This window comes from Embleya scabrispora DSM 41855 (genome assembly GCF_000372745.1).
GTDB classification, from domain to species: Bacteria; Actinomycetota; Actinomycetes; order Streptomycetales; family Streptomycetaceae; genus Embleya; species Embleya scabrispora.
In genome coordinates, this window is the sequence record NZ_KB889563.1 from 229990 (window position 1) to 255614 (window position 25625).

Here is a 25625-nt window from a genome sequence, read left to right on the forward strand (position 1 = left end):
GAAATTCTTCATTCATGATCTTGCAGTCTGTTCATCTCCATGCCAGATTCGGCGGAGCAGACAGACACAGTTCGGCGTGATCGCCGCTACGCCTTGGGAGTGACGCACATGCCGATCGAGCAAACCCCCGAGGGGGGTCTCGCGATGGAACGCCGCACCATCGAGGTGATCCCCGATGCCGAGCGGCACGGTACGCCGCTCAGCCAGTTCACCCTGTGGTTCGGCGCCAACATGCAGATCACCGCGATAGTCGACGGCGCCTTGGCGGTGGTCTTCGGCGCCGACGCGCTGTGGGCGATATTCGCGCTGCTCATCGGCAACGTATTGGGCGGCGCCGTCATGGCGCTGCACTCGGCACAGGGGCCGCGACTCGGGGTCCCGCAGATGATCTCCAGCCGGGCGCAGTTCGGCGTCTACGGTGCGGTCCTACCGCTGCTGCTGGTGATCCTGATGTACCTCGGATTCGCCGCGACCGGCACCGTCCTGGCCGGTCAGGCGGTGTGCGAGATGTTGCACATCGACAACGCGAAGGTCGGCATCCTGATCTTCGGCGCACTGACCGCGGTGGTCGCGGTCACCGGCTACCGTCTGATCCACCTCGCGGGCCGCGTCGCGACCGTCGTCGGCGTGCTCGGCCTCGGCTACCTGATGATCCGCCTCTTCACGCAGTACGACGTCGGCGCGCATGTGGGCGTAACGGGTTTCGACAGCGCGACGTTCCTGCTCGCCGTCGGCCTCGGCGCCGGGTGGCAGCTCACCTTCGGCCCGTACGTCGCCGACTACTCGCGCTACCTGCCGCGCAGCACCAGCCCCCGCGCGACGTTCTGGTCGACATTCGCGGGCTCGGTGGTCGGATCGCAGATCGCCATGACGCTGGGCGCGCTCACCGCGGCCGTCGCGGGCAAGGCGTTCCTGCCGGACCAGGTCGGCTTCCTCGGTGATCTGGCGGGCCCCGCGTTCCTGGCGTTCCTCATCTACCTGGTGATCGTGGTCGGCAAGCTGACCGTCAACTGCCTGAACGCGTACGGCGGCTTCATGTCGATCCTGACCATCGTGACCGCGTTCGACGGGCGTTCGCGAATCTCGCAGGCCGCCCGCGCCGCGTACATCATCGGGTTCACCGCGGTCTCGGTGGTCATCGCGATGGCGGCCAGCGCGGACTTCCTGACCAACTTCAAGAACTTCGTACTGCTGCTCCTGATGGTCTTCACACCATGGAGCGCGATCAATCTCGTCGACTACTACCTCGTTTCGCGCGAGCGCGTCGACATTCCCGCGCTGTACGACCCGAACGGCCGTTACGGCCGCTGGAACGTCACCGCCCTGACCTGCTACGTCGTCGGCGTGCTGGTACAGATCCCGTTCCTGGCCACCAAGCTGTACACCGGCGCGATCACCAAGAAGCTGGACGGCGCGGACATCTCCTGGCTCGTCGGCCTCGTCGTCACGTCGGCGCTCTACTACGTCTGGGCGCGTCGTACCGCCAACCCGCCCGCCGAAACCATCCGCCCCGCCGAGCCGCAGGCCGGCGCCACCCGCACCGAGGCGCCGGTCGGCTGACGACCGCGCACCCCGCGCGGACGGCGGTTCTCCTGCCACCACACAAAACCATGCCGCCCCTGTGCGGTCCCTCGCGTCGGGACCGCACAGGGGCGGCACACGTGTGTCAGCCGCCGACCGGCGGTGCGACCCCTGCTCACCCGACATCGGCTTTCGCCCGTCCGGGTGCACCCACCGGCAAGGATGCCTAGTGTCGAAGGAGGGGCCGTGGGGTCCGGACGGCGGAAGCGCGGACGTCCTCGCCCTCGATGCGGAAGCGTCCCGTCACTGCGTCGCCGAAGTTCCGGAGGTTCTCGATCGCCCAGGCAGGGACGGCCTCCGAAACACTGATCCCGCACGACGATCCCGTACGACGTGCTCGTGGGCCGTTCGGGCGCCGCGCCGACTCGAAGACCGGGAGGCGGTAGCCGATGTGCCGTTGGCTTGCCTACGCTGGGACACCCGTCCTGCTCGACACCATTCTCTACAAACCGACGCACTCCCTGATCGACCAGAGCCTGCACTCGCGGCTCGGCGTCGAGACGACCAACGGCGACGGGTTCGGCGTCGGTTGGTACACACCCGACATCGACGCCCCGGCGCTCGTCCGGGACACCGGCCCGGCGTGGAGCAACCGCAATCTCCGAGAGATCGCCGACCACGTCCGCTCTCCCCTGATCTTCGCTCACATCCGGGCCTCGACCGGCACGGCGGTGCAACAGAGCAACTGCCACCCGTTCCGTCATGGGCGTTGGATGTGGATGCACAACGGCGCCGTCGCCGACTTCCACCGCATGAAGCGAGAACTGGCGCTGGCCATCGACCCGGACCTGTTTCCCGACATCGAGGGATCGACGGACTCCGAGGTCATGTTCTTCCTGGCATTGACCTTCGGCCTGGAGGACGACCCGCCGGGCGCCGTCGCGCGGATGGCCGGTCTGGTGGAAAGCACCGGCCACCGGCACGGTGTGGAGTTCCCGCTGCAGATGACGATCGCGCTGACCGACGGACAACGGCTGTGGGCATTCCGCTACTCCAGCCAGACGGCCTCACGCTCGCTCTTCTACAGCACCCGAGTGGAGACGTTGCGAGCGCTGCACCCCGACCTGGCGTTCCTGCGCGAGGTATCCGAGGAGACCCGCCTCATCGTGTCGGAGCCCTCCGGCGATCTTCCCGGCGCCTGGAACGAGGTCCCCGAGAGCAGCTACGGCGTCGTGCAGCCCGGTGGGGACGAGTTGCACCCCTTCAGCCCGGTGTCCGCGTAGCGTCCGGGCCGGTCCCCACCCCACTCGTCCTCGCGGGCCCGCAGGTGGTTCGCCGATTCGAGGGTTTCGGTGTCACGTATCGCGGTTGCGGAGCTTCCACGCCCCGACCGTCGCGCCCGCGAGTGCCCAGCCGGCCATGACGAGCAGGCCGATCCACGGAGCGAGTTCGTAGTCTTCGAAGGCGTGCTCGTGGGTGATGCGCCTTCCCGCGCTCTCGGGCGTGAACCCGCCCAACTCGGCGACACCCGGGATCGCGGTGACGAGCACGGTGCCGACGAGGAAGAGCGGGAACAGCAGGCCCAGCGCCGCCATCGGGGTACGCAGCCAGAACGCGACGCCGGTGCTCAGCACCGCGAGCAACACGAGGTAGGCCGCATGCCCGAAGGCCGCCCGCCACACGAGGGGATCGGTGAGGGAGATGTGCCCGATCGGCATCAGCGCCCGGGCGGCCAGCGTCGACAACACCGCCGACGGCACAGCCACGACAGTGGCGATGCCGGCGACCACGGTGAACTTGGCCGCGAGGAACATCCGACGATCGGGTACCGCGGTGAGGGAGGGGCCGATCGTGCCGCTGCCGTACTCACCGGACACCGCCAGCACCGCGAAGACCATCAGCGTCAGTTGCCCGATACCCAACCCGTAGTGCACCAGGGTCAGCGGGTCGTAGTCGGCTCCGTCGTCCTTCTTCTGGTCGGCCGCCACCAACGCGGAGAGCAGCGCGCCCAGTCCGACGTTCACCAGCAGTGTCACCACCGGGAGCCACCGGGTGGAGCGCACCGAGCGGATCTTGATCCACTCGGCCTCCAGCGCCGCGGGAAATGCCTCGTCGCGAAGGAGCCCATCGCGTCGGGTCGCCTCGATCGTTGCCTTGCTCATGCCCGACCACCTCCCACGAACTGCTCCCGACCGGCGGTCAGTCGCAGGTAGACGTCTTCCAGGGACTCGCCCTCGCCGACGAAGTCGGCGAGGGCGCAGTCGGCAAGCATCCGCCCTGCGGCGATCACGACGAGGTGGTCGGCCGTCAGCGCCATCTCGCTCATCAGGTGACTCGCCAGGAAGATCGCGCGGCCCTCGGCGGCCAGCGACCGCAGCAGATCGCGGATCCACCGGATGCCTTCGGGGTCGAGGCCGTTGACCGGTTCGTCGAGGATCAGCACCTCGGGATCGCCCAGCAACGCCGCTGCCACACCCAGACGTTGACGCATGCCCAACGAGTAGGTGCCCGCCCGACGACAGGCAGCGTCGGTCATGCCGACCCGTTCGAGGACCTCGTCCACTCGGGCCGCGGGAATGCGGTTGGACCGGGCGAGGTAGAGCAGATGGTCACGGCCCCGGCGGCGCTTGTGCACCGCGCCGGCGTCGAGAAGGACACCCACATGCCGCAGCGGCTCACGCAGTTCCGCGTAGGTCCGCCCGGCGATCGTCGCGGTGCCGGCGGAGGGCCGGTCGAGCCCGACGGCCATCCGCATCGTCGTGGACTTCCCGGATCCGTTCGGACCCAGGAAGCCGGTGACCTTGCCCGGCGCGACGTCGAACGTGAGGTCGTCCACCGCGAGGACGTCGCCGTAACGCTTCGTCAGGTTCCGAATGTGGATCATCGTGCTCCCCGGCTGGTCACCGTGGCGAGTGCTCGCCCTGATGTCCCAAGGCTGCCGCCCTCGGCCCCACGACAGATCCCCCGATCGTGGGGGCGTTCTCCCCCGGACGGGGGAGAACGCCGAGGCCGGTGCAACGAGGGCCGGTCGGGCTCCCATCGAAGGGTGTCGGCGTCGAGCATCCGTCCCGGACGACTTCGGGAAGCGAAGACCGTGCCGGCCGGGATGGCCCGAGCGGCGGTACCACCGAGGAACAAGGGTTGCGGCGCGGCCACGTCCGACGTCAGGACCAGGGCGGCGGGCCGGACCGCACGAGGACTGTCCCACGCGCATCGCCGCCGGTGACCAATCGCTCGGCCGGCGCCGGATCGACCGGAACGATGCGCGAGCGCGTCGGCCCCTCCGCCGCGCCGGCGCCGACCCCGAGCGGCTCCCCGCCCGACGCCCGGTGCGCGCGATCAGCCGAGCGTCCCGGGAGCCGGAGTGCGCCGAGGTGCCCCTGCGGCCGATTCCGCCACCCCGGCCACCTCCCCCGCGACGTCCGGCCACAGCGCCGCGGGCAGGTCGTGGCCGACGCCCGGGTAGGTGACCAGGCGCGCGCCGGGAATCGCCCGGGCCGTGGCACGCCCGGCCCGTACCCGCAGGATCGGATCCTGCTCGCCGTGCAGGACGAGCGTGGGATGCCTCAGGTTCACCAGCTTCGGCCCGTGCCACTGCGCACCGATCTGGCGGCTCTGGGCCTTCTTGTCGCGCGGCCCGCTGTCGACCTCGGCCTCGACCCACGCGCGGGCCGCCTCCTCGTCGAACGGGTAGCCGGGCGAGGCGATCCCTCGCCACACCGTGAGAGACGCCTCGATGTCGCCCTCGCGGCCTTCGGGGAACTCGGCGCGCGCGAGCTTGGCCAACAGCCCGAAACGCAGGTAGCGCAGCACGCCCAGGCCGGACACGTCGCTCGGAAGCGCGGCCGACGACGTGAGGCTGAGCACCCGTTCCGGGTACCGCAGCGCGAGCCGCTGGGCGATCAGCCCGCCCAGCGAATGGCCGAAGACGTGCGCGCGCTCCCAGCCGAGTTCGTCCATCACCGCGACGGCGTCGTCCGTCATGTCCTCGGCCGTGTACGCCTCGCCGCGCTTGCCGAACAACGCCTTGAACGGGTTGCCCGTCGCCGTATCCGGCATCCGCGTCGACTCGCCCGCGTCACGCTGGTCGTAGCGGGCGACCTCGAAGCCGGCATCCGCGAACGCTCCGGAAAGGCCGTCGGGCCACCAGAAGCGCGCCGTCGCGAGGCCCATCACCAGGAGCAGCGGCTCACCGTGCGAGCCGTCGAGCCGGTCGTACGCGATCTTCACCCGGCCGTTGTGGGCATACCTGGTCGGCGTCCACGAGCGCGCCGCGGGAGCATCGTCCTGCGCGGAATCCCTGGTCGCAGCCATCGCGTCCCTCCTTCACTTCAACTGCGATCGATGTTCGCAGTTCTGCGCGCTACCATACTGCATACATCGTTCGCAGTGAAAAGAGGCATCGTCGTGGCCACGGCCGACAGCATCTGGCTCCGCCCGGAACGCGCCGCGCGCGGACCGGCGCCCGGCTACGACCGCGATACTCTCGCCGCCGCGGGGGTGACACTCGCCGACGCCCACGGCCTGGCCGCCGTCACCATGCGCGCCGTGGCCGACGCCCTGGGCGCCGGTCCGGCCTCGCTGTACCGCTACATCGCCACGCGCGAGGAACTCGTCGAACTCATGGTCGACCGCGCACACTCCGAGATCCGGCACCCCGAACCCGGCGGCGACTGGCTCGAAGACCTCCTGGGCCTCGCCCACGAGAGCCGTCGCGTCACCCTCGCCCACCCCTGGCTCCTCGACGCGACCGCCACGCGAACCCCACTCGGCCCCAACACCGTCGCATACCTCGAAGGCGCGCTGGGTGCGCTGTCCGGTCTCGAAGTCCCGTACCGCGCCAAGCTGGAGGCCATCGCCGTCCTCAGCGCCGTGGTCACCGCACTCACCCGCACGGAAATCACCCAGGCCCGCGCCGGCCGGACCCTCCCCCAATGGCAGCAGGCCCGGGCCGCCTACCTGACCCACGTCGCGACTTCAGGCCAACACCCCCACCTGGCCGCCGCGTTCGCTGCCCAGAATGCCGACGACGACGAGCCGGTGGAACACCTCTTCGACCGCATCGTCACCGGCGTCCTCACCGGCCTCCTCCACTCCGATGCGGTCTGATCCGCGAGGATCGGAGCAAAGATCCGTCACGGCAGATCCCGTCTCCACACAAGCAACGGTCGATTCTCCCGAGCCGGACGGTCCGGTGAACCACACGGTCGCGCGGCGCCCAGCCGCCCGCCGTCGCGGCGCGCGACCCGGCCCGGGCGAAGTCGAGCCCGGTATTCGCAAGGCGCTCACGCGTCGTCCAACAGAATGCCCGCGCCGACAGTGTTGTTCGTCGCCTCGTCGATGAGGATGAAGCTGCCGGTGCCGCGGTTGCGGCGGTAGGGGTCGTGGAACAGCGGTGCGGTGGTGCGCAACGCGACACGGCCGATCTCGTTGAGGCCGAGGGCCGCGGTGTCGCGGTCGCGGTGCCCGGTGTTGACGTCGAATCGGTAGCGCACGTCGGTGACCCTGGCGCGGGCGGTGCGGGTGGTGTGCTTGACCGTGTAGGTGGCGCCGGGCGTCAGCGCGCTCTGCTCGGTGAGCCAGCAGACCATGGCTTGAAGGTCCTGGCCGGCGCGCGGACGGTTGTCCGGGCGGCAGATCATGTCGCCGCGTGAGACGTCGAGGTCGTCGGCGAGGCGGACGGTGACCGACATCGGCGGATACGCCTCGGCGACCGGGCCGTCCGGGCCGTCGATCGCGGCGATGCGGGTGCCGAAGCCCGAGGGCAGGACCACGACTTCGTCGCCGGGGCGGAGTACGCCCGCGACGACGGCGCCGGCGTAGCCGCGGTAGTCACGGTGCTCGTCGCCGCGGGCCCGCAGCACGTACTGGATCGGGAAGCGCACGTCGACCAGGTTGCGGTCGGAGGCGACGTGCACCTCTTCAAGGTGGCGCAGCAGCGAAGTGCCTTCGTACCAGGGCATGTTGGGGCTGCGGGTGACGACGTTGTCGCCGCGCAGCGCGGACATCGGCACGAAGGTGAGGTCGGGTACGTCCAGACGCGCGGCGAACTCGGTGAAGTCGGCGCGGATGCGCTCGAAGACCCTCCGGTCGTAGTCGACGAGGTCCATCTTGTTGACGCACAGCACCAGGTGCGGGATGCGCAGCAGCGACGCGAGGAAGGCATGGCGGCGTGATTGTTCGAGGACGCCCCTGCGCGCGTCGATCAGCACCATCGCGAGGTCGGCGGTGGAGGCGCCGGTGACCATGTTGCGGGTGTACTGGATGTGCCCGGGGGTGTCGGCGACGATGAACTTGCGCCTCGGCGTGGCGAAGTAGCGGTACGCGACGTCGATGGTGATGCCCTGTTCGCGCTCCGCGCGCAGGCCGTCGGTGAGCAGGGACAGGTCCGGAGCGGCGTGGCCACGGCGCCGCGAGGTGTCCTCGACGGACGCGAGTTGGTCTTCGAAGATGGCCTTGCAGTCGTACAACAACCGTCCGATGAGTGTGGACTTGCCGTCGTCGACGGACCCGGCGGTGGCGATCCGCAACAGTTCCGTGGACTGGGCTGTCGCCGGAATCGTGCCGAGAGTCGGGATGCCCGGTGCTGGCGTGCCGGTGGTCATGTCTAGAAGTACCCTTCGCGTTTGCGATCTTCCATGCCGGCTTCGGAGATGCGGTCGTCGGCGCGGGTGGCGCCGCGCTCGGTGACGCGGGTGGCGGCGATCTCGGCGGCGACCTCGTGGGCGTTCGCCGCGGTGGATCGGACCGCGCCGGTGCCGGTGGCGTCGCCGATGGTGCGGAAGCGGACCGTCTCCTCGAACGGCACCTCACCGTCGAGGAGCGGGGTGACGTCGGTGACGCCGAGCAGCATGCCGTCGCGTTCGAACACCGTGCGCCGGTGCGCGTAGTACAGCGGCGGCAGGTCGACCTTCTCGTCGGCGATGTACTGCCAGATGTCCAGCTCGGTCCAGTTGGACAACGGGAACACCCGGATGTGCTCGCCCGGCCGGTGGCGCCCGTTGTAGAGGTTCCACAACTCGGGGCGCTGGTTCTTCGGGTCCCATTGCCCGAACTCGTCGCGGAAGCTGAACACCCGCTCCTTCGCGCGGGCCTTCTCCTCGTCGCGCCGCGCACCGCCGAAGACCGCGTCGAAGCGGTGCTTGTCGATGGCGTCGAGCAGCGTCGTGGTCTGCAACCGGTTGCGGGACGCCCGCGGCCCGGTCTCCTCGACGACGCGGCCCGCGTCGATGGATTCCTGTACGGACGCCACGATCAGCTGTACGCCCGCCTCGGCCGTGCGTCGATCCCGGAAGGCGACGACCTCGGGGAAGTTGTGCCCGGTGTCCACGTGCATCACCGGGAACGGCGGCCGGCACGGGGCGAATGCCTTGATCGCCAGGTGCAGCATCACGATCGAGTCCTTGCCGCCGGAGAACAGCAACACGGGGTTCTCGAACTCCGCCGCGACCTCGCGGATGATGTAAATGCCCTCGGCTTCGAGGGCCTTCAGATGGGTGAGCCGACGACTCACGGTTGACTCCGATCCGTTGCAGGCGAGACGCGACGCTCCTTCGGGCATCTGACGGCTTGTCAGCAACGCAAAATTAGCTTCTACCGAAGTAACTTCTCAAGAAGCTAACTCGATTGGCATGCAATATGGCGGACAGTGATTGCCCGGCCTCCTCGTCGACACCCTCGAAGTGGGCAGGAGCCGGGCACTGGTTGACTGGGGTGCGTGACTACCGACCTTTGGCAGGTGGACGGGCTCGACCTCGATGGCTACCTCGCGCGACTCGGCCTCCCGGCGCGGACGCCGGGGCGGGAGGCGCTGGACGAGTTGCACGAGGCGCACGTCCGGACGTTCACGTTCGACAACATCGACGTGTTCCTCGGGCAGCCCGGCACAGTGGACCTGAAGGGGGTGCAGGAGAAGTTCGTGGGCCGGGGTCGGGGCGGCTACTGCTTCGAGCACTCGACGCTCTTCGCGGCCGTGCTGGAGCGACTGGGCTACGACGTACGCCGCCATCTCGGGCGCGTCGGCGACCCTGCGGACGGCAGCCTGCAGGGCCGGACCCACATGGTCGTCGAAGCGGTGCCGGACGGGCAACGGCTGCTGTGCGACCCGGGATTCGGGATGAGCGTGCTGCGCCCGATCCCGCTGGCGGACGGCGCGCAGGACGACCACCTGGGCTGGCGCTACCGCATCGACCACTTTGACGGAGGCTGGCAGATGCGCCGCCGGCGGGACAACGCCTGGCTGATGATGCACTCCACCGACGAACTGGCCGTGCTGCCCGCCGACGTCGAGATCGGCCACTACTACACGAGCACCCATCCGACGTCGCACTTCAAGCGCACGCTGATGATCACCCGCCACCTGCCCGACCGGCACGTCACCGTCACCCACGCCACGCTCACGGTACGCCGGGCCGATGCGCCCACCGAGCACCGCCCGCTCCGCGACGGCGAACTCGCCTACTGGCTAAGCGCCTTGGAGGTCCCGCTCACCACGGACGAGGAACAGCGCCTCCTCGCACGGGCAGCCGAGGCGGCCGCAGCACAGACGTGAGCGCATGCCTGCCTCGATGCCGTACAGGCATCGGGCAGCGCTCGGTGGATCACGCGTTCGGCGAACGTGGAGTCGTTCAGGTCCGCGGTTCGGCGAGCCTCGGTCCCATGGCGTTGACGCGCTTCGGCGGGCGCAGTTCGACCATGCGGCGGGTGCCGAACAGCCGGTCGTAGGCGTACGCCAAGCGGATACCGGCCTTCAGCGCCAGCCGCCGGCCGGGCGACCAGCCGAGCAGGTGACCCATGCGGTCCATGACCGCGAGGCTCACGTCGCGGTTCACCTTGATCTCGGCGCGGGCGGTCTTCCGCAGAGCGCGCCCGATGTCGATCTCACAGCCGCACGCGGACAGGCGCAGCAGCTCCTCGTGGCAATACGCGAGGTGGTTCTCCTCGTCGTCACAGATCATCCGAATGCCGCGGCCGATGTCCGGCTCGCCGCCGAGGTACCGGCTCAGTATCCGCATGTCCTCGGCGGCGCGCTGCTCGGTTACGCGGCTGTGCACCAGGTATTCGACGATGTCGACCTCGGTCATCGGCTCGTCGCGGCACAGCCGCTCGTGAGCGAGGCCGATGCCTTGGCGTTCGAGCAGTATGCAGTAATCCATCTCGGGTGGGACGTCGACCGGATCGAGCCCGCGACGGCGCAGCATGGCGTTGAAGATGCGTCCGTGCTTCTCCTCGTCGGCGCCGTGCCGCGCGACCTTGGGCGCGAGTCCCGGGTCGGAGACCAAGGCGGCGATCCGCCCGTTCTCCCATCCGCCCTGGCTCTCGCCTTTCGCGGCGATGCTACAGAACAGCCGGAACGCCTCGTCGTTTCGGTGGATCTCCTGGAAAATGCCGCGGGGGCTGAGCATGACCGGGCCTTCCTTTTCCGCAGGCACCGTGTAGGCCGCTGAACCCGGTCACTGGATCAGGTACCGGAGCAATCGTTGGACAAACTCGGATACCACCTCTCGGCGAAGCGAAACCGGGTGGAAGCGTGGGCGGGGTTCGGTTACGCCGTCGACCGGTGGACGGTTGTCCGCGGTGGATGTTCGGGTCGATGCGAATCAGGAGGCGTTCCGCGTCGCGGACGCCGGTGACACGGCCGGGCTGCGTACCTGTTCGGAGTGCGGAGAGCTCCGCCGGCGCGCACGCTTGAGACAGGGCGGAGCGGTGTTGACCGGGGCTGAAAGGCGCCCGGGTGCCCGCTGTCCCGCGTTCTACCGGCACGGCCCGAAAACCTCCCCGGACGCAGGTGTTCACGCACCTCGCGCTGATTACCGCGGCCATCGCCCTCGACAAGCGGCTCGACACGGCGGAATGAGGCGGAACTGGTGTCTGAAGCGGACGCCGCGGGGCGAGCGCGAACGCCGAGCACGCTGCGCGGCGTGCTGGTCCCGCTCGCCCTGGCGCAATTCATCTGCAGCTTCGCCGGTTCGAACATGAACGTGATGATCAACGACATCAGCACGGACCTGGACACGAGCGTGCAGGGAGTGCAGGTCGCGATCACGATCTTTCTTCTGGTCATGGCGGCGCTGATGATTCCGGGTGGCAAGCTGACCGACCGCTACGGCCGCAAGCGGTGCTTCCTTGCCGGTCTCGCCGTGTACGCCGTCGGCGCCTTGCTGAGCGCGGCCGCACCGAATCTGGGTGTCCTCATCCTCGGCAACTCCATTCTCGAAGGTGTCGGCACGGCGCTGCTCATCCCGCCCGTCTACATCCTTGCGACGCTTCTCTTCACGGAAGTAGCCTCACGTGCCCGCGCGTTCGGGGCCATCATGGCGCTGGGAGGCATCGGCGCCGCGGCAGGACCGCTGATCGGGGGACTCATCACCTCGGGCATCGGCTGGCGGGCCGCCTTCGTGTTCCAGGCCCTGGTGATCGCCTTGATCATCATGCTGAGCCGCCGAATCCACGACCCCGTGCCACCGGACCCCACGCGCCCCTTCGACACCGTCGGAGCGATCCTTTCCGCCGTCGGCCTCATCCTCATCGTCATGGGGATCCTGGCAGCCGACAACAACGTCTGGTTGATGATCGGTCTCCTCGTCCTCGGCGCAGTCGTACTGTTGTTGTTCTTCCGCTCCATCCGGGCCAAGGAGCAGGCCGGTGAGGAGCCGCTCCTGTCGACGAGTGTGTTCCGCGACCGCACCTCCAACCTCGGTCTCGCCACACAGAACATTCAGTGGTTGCTGCTCATGGGCACCTCGTTCACCGTCGCGGCCTATCTACAGGTCGTGCGCGAATACAACGCGATCCAGACCGGCGTGATCTTCACAGCGGCCACGCTCGGCCTGCTCGTGTCTTCACTGGCCGCCGAACGCCTGGCGAAACGGCACCCACAGCGCACCCTCATCGTGACGGGCTTCGTCGTGACGATCGCCGGGATCGCAGTCCTGCTGGCCACGGTGAGCGGTTCCCCCAGCGCCTGGGCCTTCGCACCCGGACTGCTGCTGATCGGCCTGGGACTCGGGGTGATGCTGACACCGTCGGTCAATGTCGTGCAGTCGAGCTTCTCCGAGGAGCGTCAGGGCGAGATCTCCGGGCTGTCACGCAGCGTATCCAATCTGGGCTCATCGCTCGGAACCGCCGTCGCCGGCACCATCCTCGTCTCCGGCCTCACCACCCATGCGTACGCCGCCGCGATGACCACGCTGGCAGTCCTGGGGCTCGTCGGGCTCGCAGCCGCACTGTCCCTCCCGCACGGCCCGGTTTCGGGTACCACTCCTCCCCCATCGCACGAAGCCGCGTGAGTCGTCTCCACATTCGACACACACAACGGCACCGGATTCGGTCCGCGATGGTCTCCCCATCGGCCCCGGCGCCGCCCACTGCTACCCACTCCAGCGGTTGCGGAACAGGCTGGGCCGCGGTGCACTGGCAGAAAGGTCAAGATCGTGGGTACGCGCATGGGCCGAGGCCGAGCGTGTGCTTGTCTGCGCATACTCCCGGTCGTCGCCCTGAACGATAGGAGTCACCCAAATGGACGACTACCCACTCCTCAACGCGTTCCTGACGATGTTGTGGCTGTTCCTGTGGATCCTGTGGTTCTTCCTGCTCTTCCGGATCATCACGGACATCCTCCGCGACGACAGCCTGAGCGGCTGGGCCAAGACCGGGTGGATGGTCTTCGTGATCCTGCTGCCCTTCCTGGGTGTGTTCGTGTACGTCATCGCCCGCGGCACGGGCATGGGCAAGCGCGACATCGCCCAGGCCAAGCAACAGAACGAGGCGTTCCAGGCGTACATCCGCGATGCCGCCGGCACCAATCAGGGAAACAGCCGCGTCGAGGAGCTCTCCAAGCTGGCGCAGCTCAAGAGCAACGGCGACATCTCCGCCGACGAGTTCGAGCGCGCCAAGCAGAAACTGCTTGCCTGACCCCCTGCCCAGGAGTTCGGGCGAACGCGCAACGCGCCCCGGTCGAACGAGCGGACCGTTCGCCCGACGGCACGTCGTCGACAGGCGCCGGCCGCTGCGGGCTCCTACCGTGGGAACGTGTGCAATCCCACCGGCCGGTCCCACGGTTCACGTGAGCGCGGCGCGCCCCGCACGCGCCGGACCGACTACGCCGGTGCCGTGTACGGGTCGCTGCTCGCGGCCTCCGTGGTGGCCACCGCCGGGGCTCTGGGCACCTACCCGCGACTCCAGCTCGTCCTCTTGCTCGTCATCACAGGTCTGGTGTTCTGGGCCGCGCATGTCTACGCGCTCCTGGTGGGTGAACGGCTGGTCGGTACGAGCTGGACCTGGACGGAGGTACGCCGCGTCGCAGGCCACGAGTGGTCCATGGTCGAAGCCGCCGCCCTGCCTGCGGCGGCGGTCGCCATCAGCCCCGTCCTCGGACTGGGCCTGGGCACCACCCCATGGCTGGCCCTCGGCGTCGCCGTGGTCCAGCAGGTCGTGTGGGCTTGCCTGGGGGGCGCCGCGGCCGGCGCCGGGCGCGGCCAAGTGGCAGTCGAGGGCGCGGTGAATCTCGTACTCGGTCTGATCATCGTCGCCGCCAAAGCAGCGCTCGGGCACTGACCGGCGGCGCGGCAGGGCAGGGTGCACCTGGGGGCACCACTACGGCGTTGCCGAGCGAGGTTGGGTTGTCGGGATCCGTCCGGTGAAGAACACCGCGAGGAGCGCGGTGAGGGCGAGGACGGCGAGTGCGGCGCGCAGGCCGTCGAGCCTGGCCGCGGTATTCGCCTCGATGGCGGCTTGCGCCACCTCCGGCGCCGTGCCGGCCTTGTCGAGGGCAGACGTGAGCTGGTCGTCCGACAAGAACGGCACGCCACCCTCGAGTTCCACGCTCGCCTGGCTCGTGACCTCGGCCGGGACCGCCGGGTTCTGCTCGATGCCGGTCAGGAACGATGTCGTCATCGCGGCGATCAGGATCGACCCGGCGAGTGCCGTGCCGATCGAGGCGCCGAGGTTGGTGACGGCGTTCTGGACGCCGCCGACCTCCGTGCTCTGTTCGTCCGGAACCGCGGACACGGTGACCGATCCGAGCTGCGACGCCAACGCGCCCATGCCGAATCCGATCAGCAGCAGGGGCACGGTGACGACCTCGGCGCCCGCGTCCGCGTCGAGCGCCGCCATCAATGCCACCGCCCCGGCGAGCAGCGCAAGGATCCCGATCCGCACCACGCGCCGCGGCGAGACGTCCGGGAGGAACCGTGGGATCAGGATCGCGGCGGCCAGCAGCGTGAGCGACAGCGGCAGAATGCGTGCGCCGGTCGCCAGCGCCGAGAGGCCCAGGGCAACCGAGAGGTAGAGCGGTACGACGAAGAACACGCCCATCTGCACGAGGTATTGGAAGAAGAACATCGTCAAGCCGCCGGTGAGCTGCCGGTTGCGCAGCATGGCCGGATCCACGAGCGGCTCCCCACCCCGTGCGGACAGCCGGGCCTCCCAGGACAGGAAGAGCCGGATGAGGGCCAGGCCGGCCAGCATCAGCCAGACGACCAGCGAGACCCCGAGCCAGGCCGGCGCGTCGGGCTTCGGCTGGAACCACCCCCATTGGGCCGACCGGAGCACGCCGAAGACGAAGGCCCCGAGCCCGCCGGCGGACAGCACGGCTCCGACGACGTCCATCCGCGCACGTCCCCCGGTCGGCGCATCGGCGATCCGGCCGGCGAGCACCACGATCACCGACACGATGACGACCTCGCCCGCGAACACCCAGCGCCAAGAGAAGTACGTCGTCGCCAGACCACCGATCAGCGGCCCCACCGCGATGGCCGCGGCCCCCGCGGCCGCGACCAGCCCGTACGCGGAAGGACGGCGTTCCACCGGGAAGTTGCCCGCCACCAGCGCCACGATCGCGGGCAGGATGAGCGCCGCCCCGACTCCCTCCAGGAACGCCCACCCGAGCAACAGCACCGGCAGGTTCGGGGCGGCCGCGGTCGTCAGCGAACCACAGCCGTAGATGCCGCAACCGATCATGAACGCGCGCCGACGGCCGATGAGCGCGCCGAGCTTGCCTCCGGGGATCATGAGCATCGCCATCACGAGCGTGTACGCCGTGATCGCTCCCTGGATCCCGGTCACTGTCGTACCCACGTCCTCGGCCACCGTCGCGATCGAGACATTCATGACGGAACTGTCGAGTGCCATCAGGAACTGCCCCAGGACAAGCGGCAGCAGAACCAGTCCCGGCCCCGACGCGCGCCCCCGCTTGCCCGCGTCAGCTGCCATGGACAGATCGTCCCAACGGCCTGCACGAGCACAGGCCCGCCCCGCCGCAATGTCAGCCGGATGGAGGCGCCCGTCACCGCCGGGCAATGTGGCGACGCTCGATACGCGGCCGGACGATGGCCCCGAAGAGCCGAGCCGCGGCCGAGATGCGTCCCCGCCGGTCCGCTGGTGCAATGGCGGAGGCGACGGTCATCGAACCACCCGCGCCTCGAAAGCGCGGGAGGCCAACCGCACCGGCATGTTCCCATCACCCGACCGGACGAGGAGTCGACGTGAGCGACCAACCCAACGAGCCCGGACCGATCGACTACCTGGTGATCGAGTTTCCGGGAAGTCGGATGACCGGCGAGGGACTGCCCCTCCTGATCGATCTGGTCGACCGGGGCATCATCCGGATCCTGGACCTGATCTTCGTCAAGAAGGACCTGGACGGATCGGTCCGAGGCGCCGAACTCGCCGACCTGACCGGAGACGACCACCTCGACCTCGCCGTCTTCGAAGGGGTCTCCTCGGGCCTGCTCGGCCAGGACGAGATCGACGACGCGAGCGGGATCCTGGAACCCGGCAGTTCGGCTGCCATCCTCGTCTACGAGAACGTGTGGGCGGGCCCGCTCGCTGCCGCCCTGCGGCGCGGCGGAGCCCGGCTCGTCGCCGACGGGCGGATCCCGGTCCAGGAGATCCTGGCCTCGCTCGATGCCGCCGAGTCCAAAGCCTGAATCGTTTTCGAGCGCCTCCCCCCGAACCCGTCAAGGAGATGAACCATGCCAGGCCTTCTTCGCGGCGTCGCCCGCACCGCCGTCGTCGCCGGAACCGCCACCGCGGTCTCCAACCGAGTCTCCCGGCGACAGGCCGGCCGCTGGGCCCAGCAGGAGCAGCCGACCTACCAGGCCGAACCAGCCCCACCCGCACCGGCAGACGACGGGAGCAGCAGGATCGCCCAGCTCAAGGAGTTGGGCGAGCTCAAAAGCCAAGGCGTGCTCAGCGAAAGCGAGTTCGAGGCCGAAAAGGCCAGGATCCTCGGCTCTTGATCACCCGCATGGGTCCAACTCGACGTGCGCGCACCGTCACACTGTGTACTCATTGATCCGTATGGCAGTTTCGTCGCAGCCGCCCCGGGAGTGACATGAGCACGCAGGCCGAGCCGCCTCACGACGCGTCCTCACGGGCCTCTCGTACACCGGCCCGAGGAGGCGGCTCGCGTGCGGGGCGGATTGTGATGAGCACGCTTTCGGCCGTATTGATCACGCTCACCTGCATCCTGGTACCGGTCTCGCTGATCACGGTGTGGGTGCACGACATCGTGCTGGACACCGACCGGTACGTCGAGACGGTCTCCCCGCTCGCGTCGAACCCGGCGATCGAAGCGGCCGCCGTGAACCGCATCACCGAGGCGGTCAACGTCCGGGTCGACGGCGTCCAGGTCACCTCCGATGTCGCGGCCTGGCTCGATTCCCAAGGTCTGCCGCCTCGGGTGGGACAAGCGGTGAAGGGGCTGGCGCCGGAGTTGAACGACGCGGTTACTCAAGTCACCGACAAGGCGGCGACCCGCTTCGTCCGGAGCGACAGGTTCGAGACGGTGTGGACCGACGCCAACCGGGCCGCCCACTCGGCCCTCGTACACGCGCTCACCGGCAAGGGTCGGGGCGCGGTCGGGGTCGACGAGGGCACCGTCACCCTGGATGTCGGCGCCGCCGTGGAGACGGTCAAGCGCGATCTCGTGGCCGCCGGGGTCAGCCCCGCGGAGAAGATTCCCGAGGTCGACAAGCAGATGGTGCTCATCCGGTCCGACAAGCTGCAGAAGATCAGAAGCGCGGCACACGCGCTCGACGTGCTGGGCAACTGGTTGCCGGTCATCACCGTGCTGCTCGGCGCGATCGGGGTATTCCTGGCCCGGCGCCGCCGCCGGGCCCTGGTCGCCACCGCCTTGGGCGCCGCCGCCGCCTGCCTGATCATCGCCATCGCTTTGGCGATCGCGCGCCGCTTCTACCTCGACCACCTGCCCGAGCAGGTGCAGTCCCGCGCGGCGGCCTCGGCGATCTTCGACACGCTGCTGCGCTTTTTGAAGAACAGCGTCCGCACCGGGATCGTCCTGGGCCTGGTCGTGGCCATCGGCGCGTACCTGTCCGGCGCGGGCCGGCTGCCGCGGGCCCTGCGCGGATCGATGGACCGTACCGCCGACTCCATCGCGCGGCGGGCCGGCGCCCACGGGATCGGCACGGGACGGGTGGGCACCTGGGTGGCCGCCCAGCGCCGGTGGCTCGTCATCGGCGCACTTCTGCTCGTCGCCTTGTGGTTCGCCCTGTGGAACCACCCGACCGCGCTGACGATCCTGCTGCTCGTGGCCGTGCTCCTCGTCCTGCTCGCGATCATCGCCCTGTTGGCCGCGACCGGACGAACGACACCGTCGAGCGAACACGCCCCGAAGGGACGGTCGGGCCCGGTCGGTGGCAGTGCGACATGATCCATTCGGCGCCGCGATCGGCCGCCACGCAGCGGCGCCGGATCCGCTCCGACCGCGGGCGCGGTGTGTTCGCGGACGGGTAGGCGGCCGCCTCGGTCAATGCGTGGGCCCGGTTGCGGAGTTCGACCAGCAGGCGCGGATCCGGTCGCGGAGAGACCATCAGTTGCTCGTATGCCCTTTCCCCCGCCAGTAGCGCCGCGCACAGTTCCCGCTCCATCCGCGGCTGCCTCGTCTGCGGTCGAACAAGGGTGGCCATGTCTCCTCCTCAGGTGGGTCGGTCCGGCAACTGCCGCATCTCGACCACGCTCAGGCCCAGGGACTGGAAACGCATCAACAGCCCGTACAGGTGCGCTTCGTCCGTCACCCCGCCGTGGAACAGCGTGTGATCGGGCATCGGAGTTCGGTCGAGTTCGGGAGAAGCCTCGCCGAGTGGCTTCGAAACGGCGCCCGCGACGCGAAATTCGTAGCGCATGCGGCACTCCTCCGGGCCGGGACCGGGGATCGTGTATCCCTCGTGTGCCATCGTCGCCCGCCGCGGCCCTCCCCCGCATCGCCCGATTCGGGCGAGATCGTGCCTGCCGTCACAGGATGCCCAGATCCCGGGCCCGGCGGACCGCCTCGCTGCGTCGAGTGACGCAGAGCTTGCGGTAGATGCACGTCGGTGCTGCTCAGGTGACGAGTTCGTAGGTGCTGCTGGCGACGAGCCACAGCCCGATCAGCAGCGACAGGACGACGATTGCCTGATCCTGGTGTTCGTCGATCGCCAGACGAAGCCGCGTGAGCCGGGCCGCAGCCTTGGCCGGCGCGAACGTCGCGTAGAGCTCCATCACCAGCAGGCTCGACGTGGCCAGCAGGAAGTAGGTCATCAGAGCCACGAACGTGGCGGCGGAGGACAGATCCGCGTTCACCACGGTGGCACCGCCGGCGGCGACCAAGGCCCAAGGCTGCAGCAGGACGGCGAGGCCGGCAGCCGTCCATGCGGAGACCCGATCCAGCCGGGCCATCCACTTGGGCGTTCCCCGGGAACGGACATGCTTCCGGCGCCGTTTCCGCTCGCCGTAGACGACCAGCGCAACGCCCAAGGTCAGCTTGACCGCCAGGGCCGCCGTCGAGGGCGCGCTCTGTTGCGTAAGAGGGTCACCACCGGTCATCAGCTGAACGGACGCGACCACCACGAGCAGTTCGACGAGCCAGGTGAGGATGAAGACGAGCCCCTTCAACAGCCCCCTCTGCGCGGACAGCAACAGGATGAACGCGGAGTTGTGCAACGGCCCCAAGGTGATGGCCGTGCCGATGACGACGAGATCAAGAACCATGGTTGCCGCTTACGACGGTGCCTGCGGCGCGGAACCCGACGAGCGGCGGACAGGGGTGGACGTGGGTCTCGCGGCGCGGTGTCCGCAGGTCGCTCGACAGCATGCTCACGTGCCCTCGCCTTCGGACACCAGGAGGCCCTCCTCGGTGTCACCTCGTGCCCTGCCAACCGCCCGCCGCGACCGGATCGACCCCGCGACGTCATGAGCGCCACGCTTCCGTTCTTCGCGAGGGGCGGCAACTCGACCCACACCGCGTTGAGCCGGACGTGTCGGTGTGGTCGTGGGGGCGGTGTCCGTCACGGCTCCTCCGCATCGGTGGTGGAGGCCGACGAGGACGAGGGCGGCGCGGGAAGGAGCCGGATATGGGACTCACGGCCCTGCCCCTCCCGGGGCATCCGGCCCTGTGGTTCCCGGGTCGGACGCCGGAGACTGAACACATCCGGCGTCGGCCCGATCGGGCCGCCCGATCCGCGGCGGAAACGCTGGGGCGGGCGATCGTACGTTCGCGCCTCCGAGGGCCGCCGTCGTTTCCGCCCCGACGAGTACCACCGCGACAGCGACATCCGACCCACCCTCCTCGGCGTTCGGCCGCAGCGATGGGCCGTAGGGAGAGATCGACATGACCAACGCATCCCTGAGCCCCACCGACCTGCGGGATCTGGCCGCCGCGGGCGGTGCGGCACCCTCGCTCCACAACAGTCAGCCGTGGTTCTTCCGGTCTACCGGCGACGGCCGGGGAATCGCGGTGTACGCCGACAGGACACGTGCGGTCCCGCTCACCGACCCCGACGGCAGGGCCATGCACATCTCCGTGGGCGCGGCCGTGTTCAACCTGCGCGTCGCCGCCGCACGACTGGGCCGGGACCCACGGGTGACACTGCTGCCGCACGACGCCGATCCGCAACCGGCGGCTGTGCTCGACCTGAGTCGTTTCGCCCACACCGCGGATCCCCGTCGTCCGGACCTGTACCCGGCGATCGCCCGACGGCACTCCAGCCGCCTGCCGTTCGCCAACCGCGACGTACCGGAGCGCGTCGTCGGTGAACTCATCGCCGCCGCCGACGCGGAGGGCGTGGTCCTGGCCGTGCTGGAGGAAGCCGACGCGCGCCGCGTCCTGAACCTGACGGCCGAAGCCGAACGACGAACGGCCGCCGACCTGGCACGGCAGGCGGAGACCCGCGAGTGGCTGCGCGTGGAGCCCGCGACCGATGGCATGCCCTACCAAGTCCTGGGTCCGCAGGACCACGACGCCCGGGTTCCGGTCCGCGCCTTCACCGGACGCCCGCCCACACCTCCCGCCCCGACGCAGCGCTTCGAGGCGCTTCCCCAGGTGGCGACCCTGACCACCCGCTTCGATCGTCCGGAGGACTGGTTGCGCGCCGGCCAGGCCATGGAGCGGGCATGGCTCGTGGCGACCATCCACGGCCTACGGATGTCGGTCCTCCACCAGGCCGTGGAATGGCCCGACACGCGCGCGAACCTGCGCGATCCGCACACCGGTCCCGGCTACGTGCAAATGGTGCTCCGGATGGGATACGGGCCGCCGGGAGCGCCCACTCCTCGCCGCCCCGTGGAGGAGACACTCGAACCGGCCGGCCCTGAGTCGACAAGACGGCTTCCGACGGAGCCGGCGCCGGTACGAGGCCGCCCTACGGCCCGGCCATGGGGTCGTGATGGATCCGGGTCAGGACGCGCGCCAAGTCGTGGCCGGTGACGATTCCGAGCGGTATCCGGGTCGCATCGCCGACGATCAACGCGTCGGCCTGGGCATCGAGCATGCATTCGACGGCGGTGAGTGTGTCGACTTCGGGGCGGACGATCGGCGCGCAACGCCGGACGAGTTCGGCGACCGTGCGCGGGCCGCAACCCAGGTGGCGCAGGGCCCGCGGATCGGCGAGCTCCCGGTCGGACAACACACCCACCGCCGCGCCGGTGTCCGGGTCGACGACCGCGAGGTGACGAAGTCCGAGCGCAAGCATCAGCTCCCGCGCCGCGCCGGGCGGGTCCGTCAACGTCACGTGCGCGACCGGCGCGCTCATCACATCGCAGACCCTCGGGATCCTTGCCCGCAGCGCCGAACGCCGATCTCGCGTCGCCGTGTGCGTCCTCGCGGAGTTCACATCGTCCTCCGTCGGTCCGTCCGCCTCGGGTGCTCCCGTCGGCGGCACGGGCAGCGTCCCCGGGTGGGGTGGGCGGATGCCCGCTCACCCTCCACTGTCCGGCCCTCGGCATCGCCCGGGAGGGCCGATCGGCCCGGGCCGGCGGGCCGAACGGCTCCGGCGCCCCGCCGGAACCCGACCCGCCAGGGTGAAGGTGTGGGCCGGAGGTCGGTGCGTCGCGGCGGGATCAGCGCGTCGCGGCCCGGTTCGCGTCGAGACGTGCTCCCGGCACGCCCTTCGGCTCGCCGGGCGCGAGCGCGTCGTTCATGGTGTGGCGGTGGGAATCGGCACGACGGCCACCGGGCAGGACGCGTGGTGGAGCACGGCATGGGTGGTGGGGCCCAGGCGCATCGGGAAGGGTCCGTGCGCTCGGTGGGCGGCCACCACCAGCAGGCCCGCGTGCGCGGAGACGCCGATCAGCGCGTGGGCGGGCGTACCGGTCGTGACGATCGCCTCGATCGGGACGTCCGGTGCCTGGGCCCGGATCGGGTCCAGGATCTCGGCCAGGAGGTGGTCGTGGCTTGCCGCCATGTCGAGCGGGTCGCCGAGCAACGGCGCGACCACGCCGGGGAAGTAGCCCGCCATCGTGAGTGTCCATACGTGTACGGGCACCACCCTGCCGCCGATGCGGCGGGCCCGCTCCACGGCGAACTCGACCGCCGGCGTATCGCTGTGATCCGCGACGCCGACGACGACACTCGCGGTGTCCGCGTCGTCGGCGGCCTCCGGCACGACCACCACCGGGCAGGTCGTGTGGGCGCACACACGCAGGGACACCGATCCGAGCAGCAGCCCGGCGAAGCCGCCGTGGCCTCGGGTGCCGACCACGATCAGCTCGGCACGTCGACTCGCCTCCAGGAGCACATCCGCCGCCGGACCCTCGACCAGCGACGTCTCGACCGCCAGGTAAGGGTGGGCCACGCGGCAGCGGTCCGCCGCCTGCTCCAGCAGGGCGCGGGCGCCCTCGCGCACCTCGGCCGAGTGGGCATGCCGGCCGAGGTGCGCGAGGGTGCCCGCCGGGATGGCCATCGCCAGATACAGCGGTGCCTTCGCCTCGGCGGCGGCGCGGGCGCCCCACGCGAGCGCGCGTTCGCCGCCGGGCGAGCCGTCGTAGCCGACCAGGACGCCGAGGTCGGGAAGGTGGATTCCGCTGCTCATGAGCTTGTCCAATCGTTGCGGGCCGACGGCTCGGCGGAGCCGGTACCGCGATGTCGATCGGCCCCTCACCCTCAGCGTGCGCGTGCTCCGCCATCGGGCACAGGGCCGCCCGGTACCGGTACCCCGGGACCTTCGGCCCGGACGACCACCCCCACCGGCCCTGTGTTCGAGGCCGCGGGCGTTCGATGGTGGGGACAGGGTGCACCGCGCGGTCGCGGGCCCTGGAAATACAGGAGGCGAGCGTGATGAGGACGAGCAGCGGATCCACTCCCGGCAACGGTTCCGCCACGACGCACGCGAGCGCGTCGGTGGTCGAGCGCAGCGTGGCCGACGTGATGAGCACGGCGTTGCTGACCGTCGCGGGCGACGAATCCCTGTTGATGGCCTGGGAGCTGATCCAGCGCACCGGGTTCCACCACCTCCCCGTGGTGGACGAGGACGGCCGCTGCTTGGGACTGCTGGAGCGGAGCGAACTCGCGGTGGCGTGCGCGCTCCCGGCGATCTCGCTCGCCGAACGCTACGTGGGCGACCTGCTGCCCGGCGGCGCCCAGCCGCACGTGCCGGTCTCCGCCCGACTCGCCGAGGTGGCCGACGTGATGTCCGAACACGCGGTCGACGCGCTCGCGGTCACCGACGACAACGACGCCATGGTCGGCCTGGTGACCGCCCGGGACCTGGTCTCGGCGCTCGCCGGACGCAAGCCTCCGCACGGCCCCACGGACCACGGACCGGTGCTCTTCCGACTGGAGCCGGTGCTTCCCCCGGCACGGCACACCTGAGCGCCGCCGCCGCCCGAACCTGCGACGTTCGGCGCCCGATCCCCACCACGACCGTGAAGGAGTTTCGACATGGAATCGCTCGGTACCCACTTCGACCGGGAATCGATCGGCGTGTCCCCTCGGCAGGGCACCGTCCCCGCCGACGACAGCGCCGGGAACCGGCCGGAAGACCGGATCGTGGTGGGCCTGGACGGCTCCTTCGGATCCGCGCTCGCCCTGCGCTGGGCGGCTCGTGAGGCCGCCGAACTCGGCGTGACCCTGGACGTGGTCGCGGTGTGGACGGAGGCCGACCCCGAGCGCCCGACCCTGGACCGGCGGCCCGACGCGCCGCTGTCGGTGGCCCGCGAGCGTCTGGAGCACGCCTTGGCAAGCCTCGTACGGGCTCCGATCCCACCGGAGCGGATCGTGGCCACCCCGTTGCACGGCACGGCCGGCGAGGTCCTGGTCGCCCGCGCCCGGAACGCCCGGTTGCTCGTCCTGGGCACCAGCGGCATCGAATGCCCCACGATCCCGGGATCCACCGGCGTGTACTGCCTGCGCCACAGCACCGCCCCGGTGGTCTTCGTCCCCGCGCCGGACGCCTGACCCGCGCACCACCGAAGCCGCCCGAGCCTGATCACCAGGCTCGGGCGGTCGAGTACGCGGGTCCCCTGGTCGTGTATGCGGGCCCCTTTCACAAACGAAGCATCCTGCGTCGACCGGCTGTTGCCCGATCATTCGGCTCCCCCGGCTCACCGCAGGCCCGAGCACCCGAGCGTGGGCGCAACCGGCGGCCGGTCATCCGGCCGGGGCGAATGCGGAACCACGACGTGCTGCGCCCAAGTGGAGAAGGCCGAGGACGCCCACCTCCGGCCCGGCCTGCGCCGGCTCGCGAACCGGCACACCAGGGGCGAGGGCCACACCGCGCGCGACCTGATGGCCTCACCCGTGGTGCGCGTGGACCCCTCGTCGAGCACGCTGCGCGGCGCGCGTCTGATGGACCACCACCGCGTCAAGCGCCTCCCGGTGGTGGACGCCGACGGTCGCCTGGTGGGCATCGTCAGCCGCTGCGACCTGCTGCGCACGTTCCTGCGTCCGGACGCGGACATCCGCACCGAGATCGAGCACGACGTGCTGCGCACCGCGCTGTGGCTGGAGCCCGGCACGATCGAGGTGGACGTACGCGAAGCGGTGGTGCGCTTGTCCGGAGCGGTCGTCACATCAGGCCCGGCCCGGCGCACTTCACCCGCCGCGTACCCGGCCGCTGAGCAGGAGGGCTGAGACCAGCCCCGGACGCGCCCAACGGCATCCGGGGCCTGTGCCGGTGCGACATGACGACCGTGGGCCGACACCATCACCGACGCGCTCGGCGCGGGCGCACCGACTCCGGGAGGCGATCCGGGGGACAGCGGTGTGCGTCGAGATCGGCCCGGACCGCCGCCGGCCTCAGGTCCGGTGCCGCTCGTTGCCCTGATGCAACTCGGTCGCGTACACCGCCGCCTGGACCCGGCGCTCCAGGCCGAGCTTGTTCAGCACCGCCGAGACGTAGTTCTTGACGGTCTTCTCCGCCAGGCCCAGGCTCTCGGCGATCTCCCGGTTGGTCTGGCCCTGCGCGATGTGTTCCAGGACCTGCTTCTCGCGCTCGCTGAGCCCGGTCGGACCCGGCTCGGCCGCCGGTCCCTTGCGGACCCGTTCCAGGACACGCGTGGTCACCGCCGGATCCAGCAGGGATTGCCCGCCGGCCACCGCGCGCACCGCCGCGATCAGGTCCTGCCCGCGGACCTGCTTGAGCACGTATCCCGCCGCCCCGGCCATGATCGCCGCGAACAACGCGTCCTCGTCGTCGTACGAGGTCAGGATCANCGCGTTGATCTCGGGAAAGCGCGAGCGCACCTCCCGGCACACGTCGATACCGCTGCCGTCGGGCAGGCGCCCGTCCAGGATCGCGACGTCCGGACGCAACGCCGGGATGCGCCGCGCGGCCTCGGCGGCCGAACCCGACTCCCCGACGATCTCGATGTCGGGTTCACCGCCGAGCAGG

Annotated in this window: 26 protein-coding genes; 14 read left to right on the top strand and 12 right to left on the bottom strand. The window is 70.0% G+C overall.

Annotated features, from left to right (window positions below; genetic code table 11):
- Window positions 1-108 precede the first annotated feature (108 nt).
- On the top strand, window positions 109-1560 hold the full coding sequence (locus A3IC_RS0105055) for a purine-cytosine permease family protein (RefSeq protein WP_020548987.1): 1452 nt from the start codon (window positions 109-111) through the stop codon (window positions 1558-1560).
- A 410-nt stretch (window positions 1561-1970) separates the two neighbouring features.
- Window positions 1971-2804 (top strand): class II glutamine amidotransferase, encoded by an 834-nt coding sequence (locus tag A3IC_RS0105060; protein WP_020548988.1) that lies wholly within the window; start codon window positions 1971-1973, stop codon window positions 2802-2804.
- A gap of 72 nt (window positions 2805-2876) precedes the next feature.
- Here A3IC_RS0105060 and A3IC_RS52565 read toward each other — a convergent pair whose 3' ends face one another.
- From A3IC_RS52565 to A3IC_RS0105075, 3 genes are all read right to left on the bottom strand, one after another.
- Entirely contained in the window at window positions 2877-3683 is an 807-nt protein-coding gene (locus tag A3IC_RS52565; protein WP_020548989.1) for an ABC transporter permease, read from the bottom strand.
- On the bottom strand, window positions 3680-4405 hold the full coding sequence (locus tag A3IC_RS0105070; protein ID WP_020548990.1) for an ABC transporter ATP-binding protein: 726 nt from the start codon (window positions 4403-4405) through the stop codon (window positions 3680-3682). Before A3IC_RS0105070 ends, A3IC_RS52565 begins: the two co-directional genes overlap by 4 nt.
- Before the next feature lie 455 nt (window positions 4406-4860).
- Window positions 4861-5835 (bottom strand): alpha/beta fold hydrolase, encoded by a 975-nt coding sequence (locus tag A3IC_RS0105075; RefSeq protein WP_020548991.1) that lies wholly within the window; start codon window positions 5833-5835, stop codon window positions 4861-4863.
- Window positions 5836-5928: 93 nt separating this feature from the next.
- Here A3IC_RS0105075 and A3IC_RS0105080 point away from each other — a divergent pair, with 93 nt between their 5' ends.
- Window positions 5929-6630 (top strand): TetR/AcrR family transcriptional regulator, encoded by a 702-nt coding sequence (locus tag A3IC_RS0105080; RefSeq protein WP_020548992.1) that lies wholly within the window; start codon window positions 5929-5931, stop codon window positions 6628-6630.
- Window positions 6631-6806: 176 nt separating this feature from the next.
- On the opposite strand, the gene A3IC_RS0105085 is transcribed toward A3IC_RS0105080, so the two are convergent.
- Together A3IC_RS0105085 and cysD are read right to left on the bottom strand one after the other, a co-directional pair.
- Window positions 6807-8126: a sulfate adenylyltransferase subunit 1 gene (locus tag A3IC_RS0105085; RefSeq protein ID WP_020548993.1), complete on the bottom strand. Its 1320-nt coding sequence runs from the start codon at window positions 8124-8126 to the stop codon at window positions 6807-6809.
- Window positions 8127-8128: 2 nt separating this feature from the next.
- The gene (cysD, locus tag A3IC_RS0105090) at window positions 8129-9082 is read right to left on the bottom strand and encodes a sulfate adenylyltransferase subunit CysD (RefSeq protein WP_052173201.1); all 954 of its coding nucleotides are present in this window, start codon (window positions 9080-9082) and stop codon (window positions 8129-8131) included.
- 156 nt (window positions 9083-9238) lie between these two features.
- Here cysD and A3IC_RS0105095 point away from each other — a divergent pair, with 156 nt between their 5' ends.
- Complete coding sequence (locus tag A3IC_RS0105095; RefSeq protein WP_026217902.1) at window positions 9239-10072, top strand: arylamine N-acetyltransferase family protein; 834 nt, start codon at window positions 9239-9241, stop codon at window positions 10070-10072.
- Window positions 10073-10148: 76 nt separating this feature from the next.
- On the opposite strand, the gene A3IC_RS0105100 is transcribed toward A3IC_RS0105095, so the two are convergent.
- The gene (locus A3IC_RS0105100) at window positions 10149-10925 is read right to left on the bottom strand and encodes a ferritin-like domain-containing protein (protein WP_020548996.1); all 777 of its coding nucleotides are present in this window, start codon (window positions 10923-10925) and stop codon (window positions 10149-10151) included.
- Window positions 10926-11387: 462 nt separating this feature from the next.
- Here A3IC_RS0105100 and A3IC_RS52570 point away from each other — a divergent pair, with 462 nt between their 5' ends.
- The 3 genes from A3IC_RS52570 to A3IC_RS0105115 all read left to right on the top strand — a co-directional run bounded on the left by A3IC_RS52570 (window position 11388) and on the right by A3IC_RS0105115 (window position 14076).
- Window positions 11388-12809, top strand: coding sequence for an MFS transporter (locus A3IC_RS52570; RefSeq protein ID WP_052173202.1), 1422 nt, complete (start codon window positions 11388-11390; stop codon window positions 12807-12809).
- A gap of 229 nt (window positions 12810-13038) precedes the next feature.
- Complete coding sequence (locus tag A3IC_RS0105110) at window positions 13039-13434, top strand: SHOCT domain-containing protein (RefSeq protein ID WP_020548998.1); 396 nt, start codon at window positions 13039-13041, stop codon at window positions 13432-13434.
- A 117-nt stretch (window positions 13435-13551) separates the two neighbouring features.
- Window positions 13552-14076: a hypothetical protein gene (locus A3IC_RS0105115; protein WP_052173203.1), complete on the top strand. Its 525-nt coding sequence runs from the start codon at window positions 13552-13554 to the stop codon at window positions 14074-14076.
- 39 nt (window positions 14077-14115) lie between these two features.
- Here A3IC_RS0105115 and A3IC_RS0105120 read toward each other — a convergent pair whose 3' ends face one another.
- The gene (locus A3IC_RS0105120; RefSeq protein WP_020549000.1) at window positions 14116-15732 is read right to left on the bottom strand and encodes an MFS transporter; all 1617 of its coding nucleotides are present in this window, start codon (window positions 15730-15732) and stop codon (window positions 14116-14118) included.
- Window positions 15733-16004: 272 nt separating this feature from the next.
- Here A3IC_RS0105120 and A3IC_RS0105125 point away from each other — a divergent pair, with 272 nt between their 5' ends.
- The 3 genes from A3IC_RS0105125 to A3IC_RS0105135 all read left to right on the top strand — a co-directional run bounded on the left by A3IC_RS0105125 (window position 16005) and on the right by A3IC_RS0105135 (window position 18193).
- Window positions 16005-16448: a DUF6325 family protein gene (locus A3IC_RS0105125; RefSeq protein WP_020549001.1), complete on the top strand. Its 444-nt coding sequence runs from the start codon at window positions 16005-16007 to the stop codon at window positions 16446-16448.
- Between the two features lie 45 nt (window positions 16449-16493).
- Window positions 16494-16760, top strand: a complete 267-nt coding sequence (locus tag A3IC_RS0105130; RefSeq protein ID WP_020549002.1) for an SHOCT domain-containing protein — start codon at window positions 16494-16496, stop codon at window positions 16758-16760.
- Window positions 16761-16948: 188 nt separating this feature from the next.
- Window positions 16949-18193 carry a hypothetical protein gene (locus tag A3IC_RS0105135; protein WP_020549003.1) on the top strand — a complete coding sequence of 415 codons (1245 nt, stop codon included), beginning with the start codon at window positions 16949-16951 and terminating at the stop codon, window positions 18191-18193.
- Window positions 18194-18458: 265 nt separating this feature from the next.
- Here A3IC_RS0105135 and A3IC_RS0105140 read toward each other — a convergent pair whose 3' ends face one another.
- The gene (locus A3IC_RS0105140) at window positions 18459-18665 is read right to left on the bottom strand and encodes a hypothetical protein (protein WP_026217904.1); all 207 of its coding nucleotides are present in this window, start codon (window positions 18663-18665) and stop codon (window positions 18459-18461) included.
- A gap of 196 nt (window positions 18666-18861) precedes the next feature.
- Window positions 18862-19509, bottom strand: a complete 648-nt coding sequence (locus A3IC_RS0105145) for a GAP family protein (protein ID WP_020549005.1) — start codon at window positions 19507-19509, stop codon at window positions 18862-18864.
- Between the two features lie 619 nt (window positions 19510-20128).
- Between A3IC_RS0105145 and A3IC_RS0105150 the strand changes: the two genes are divergently transcribed.
- A complete protein-coding gene (locus A3IC_RS0105150; protein ID WP_020549006.1) occupies window positions 20129-21223 on the top strand; it encodes an Acg family FMN-binding oxidoreductase in 1095 nt (364 codons plus the stop codon).
- Here the strand turns inward: A3IC_RS0105150 and A3IC_RS0105155 are convergent.
- Together A3IC_RS0105155 and A3IC_RS52575 are read right to left on the bottom strand one after the other, a co-directional pair.
- Window positions 21159-21548 (bottom strand): CBS domain-containing protein, encoded by a 390-nt coding sequence (locus A3IC_RS0105155; RefSeq protein ID WP_020549007.1) that lies wholly within the window; start codon window positions 21546-21548, stop codon window positions 21159-21161. The genes A3IC_RS0105150 and A3IC_RS0105155 overlap by 65 nt on opposite strands.
- A 384-nt stretch (window positions 21549-21932) precedes the next feature.
- Window positions 21933-22826 carry a universal stress protein gene (locus tag A3IC_RS52575; protein WP_020549008.1) on the bottom strand — a complete coding sequence of 298 codons (894 nt, stop codon included), beginning with the start codon at window positions 22824-22826 and terminating at the stop codon, window positions 21933-21935.
- A 245-nt stretch (window positions 22827-23071) separates the two neighbouring features.
- On the opposite strand from A3IC_RS52575, the gene A3IC_RS64245 reads away from it, so the two are divergent.
- The 3 genes from A3IC_RS64245 (at window position 23072) to A3IC_RS52585 (ending at window position 24865) form a co-directional block, all read left to right on the top strand.
- On the top strand, window positions 23072-23605 hold the full coding sequence (locus tag A3IC_RS64245) for a CBS domain-containing protein (RefSeq protein ID WP_052173204.1): 534 nt from the start codon (window positions 23072-23074) through the stop codon (window positions 23603-23605).
- Between the two features lie 69 nt (window positions 23606-23674).
- Window positions 23675-24190, top strand: coding sequence for a universal stress protein (locus A3IC_RS61820; protein ID WP_020549010.1), 516 nt, complete (start codon window positions 23675-23677; stop codon window positions 24188-24190).
- A gap of 237 nt (window positions 24191-24427) precedes the next feature.
- A complete protein-coding gene (locus tag A3IC_RS52585; RefSeq protein ID WP_020549011.1) occupies window positions 24428-24865 on the top strand; it encodes a CBS domain-containing protein in 438 nt (145 codons plus the stop codon).
- A gap of 165 nt (window positions 24866-25030) precedes the next feature.
- On the opposite strand, the gene A3IC_RS52590 is transcribed toward A3IC_RS52585, so the two are convergent.
- Window positions 25031-25625 (bottom strand): response regulator transcription factor (locus A3IC_RS52590; protein WP_020549012.1); only part of this gene is annotated, 595 nt, incomplete at its 5' end.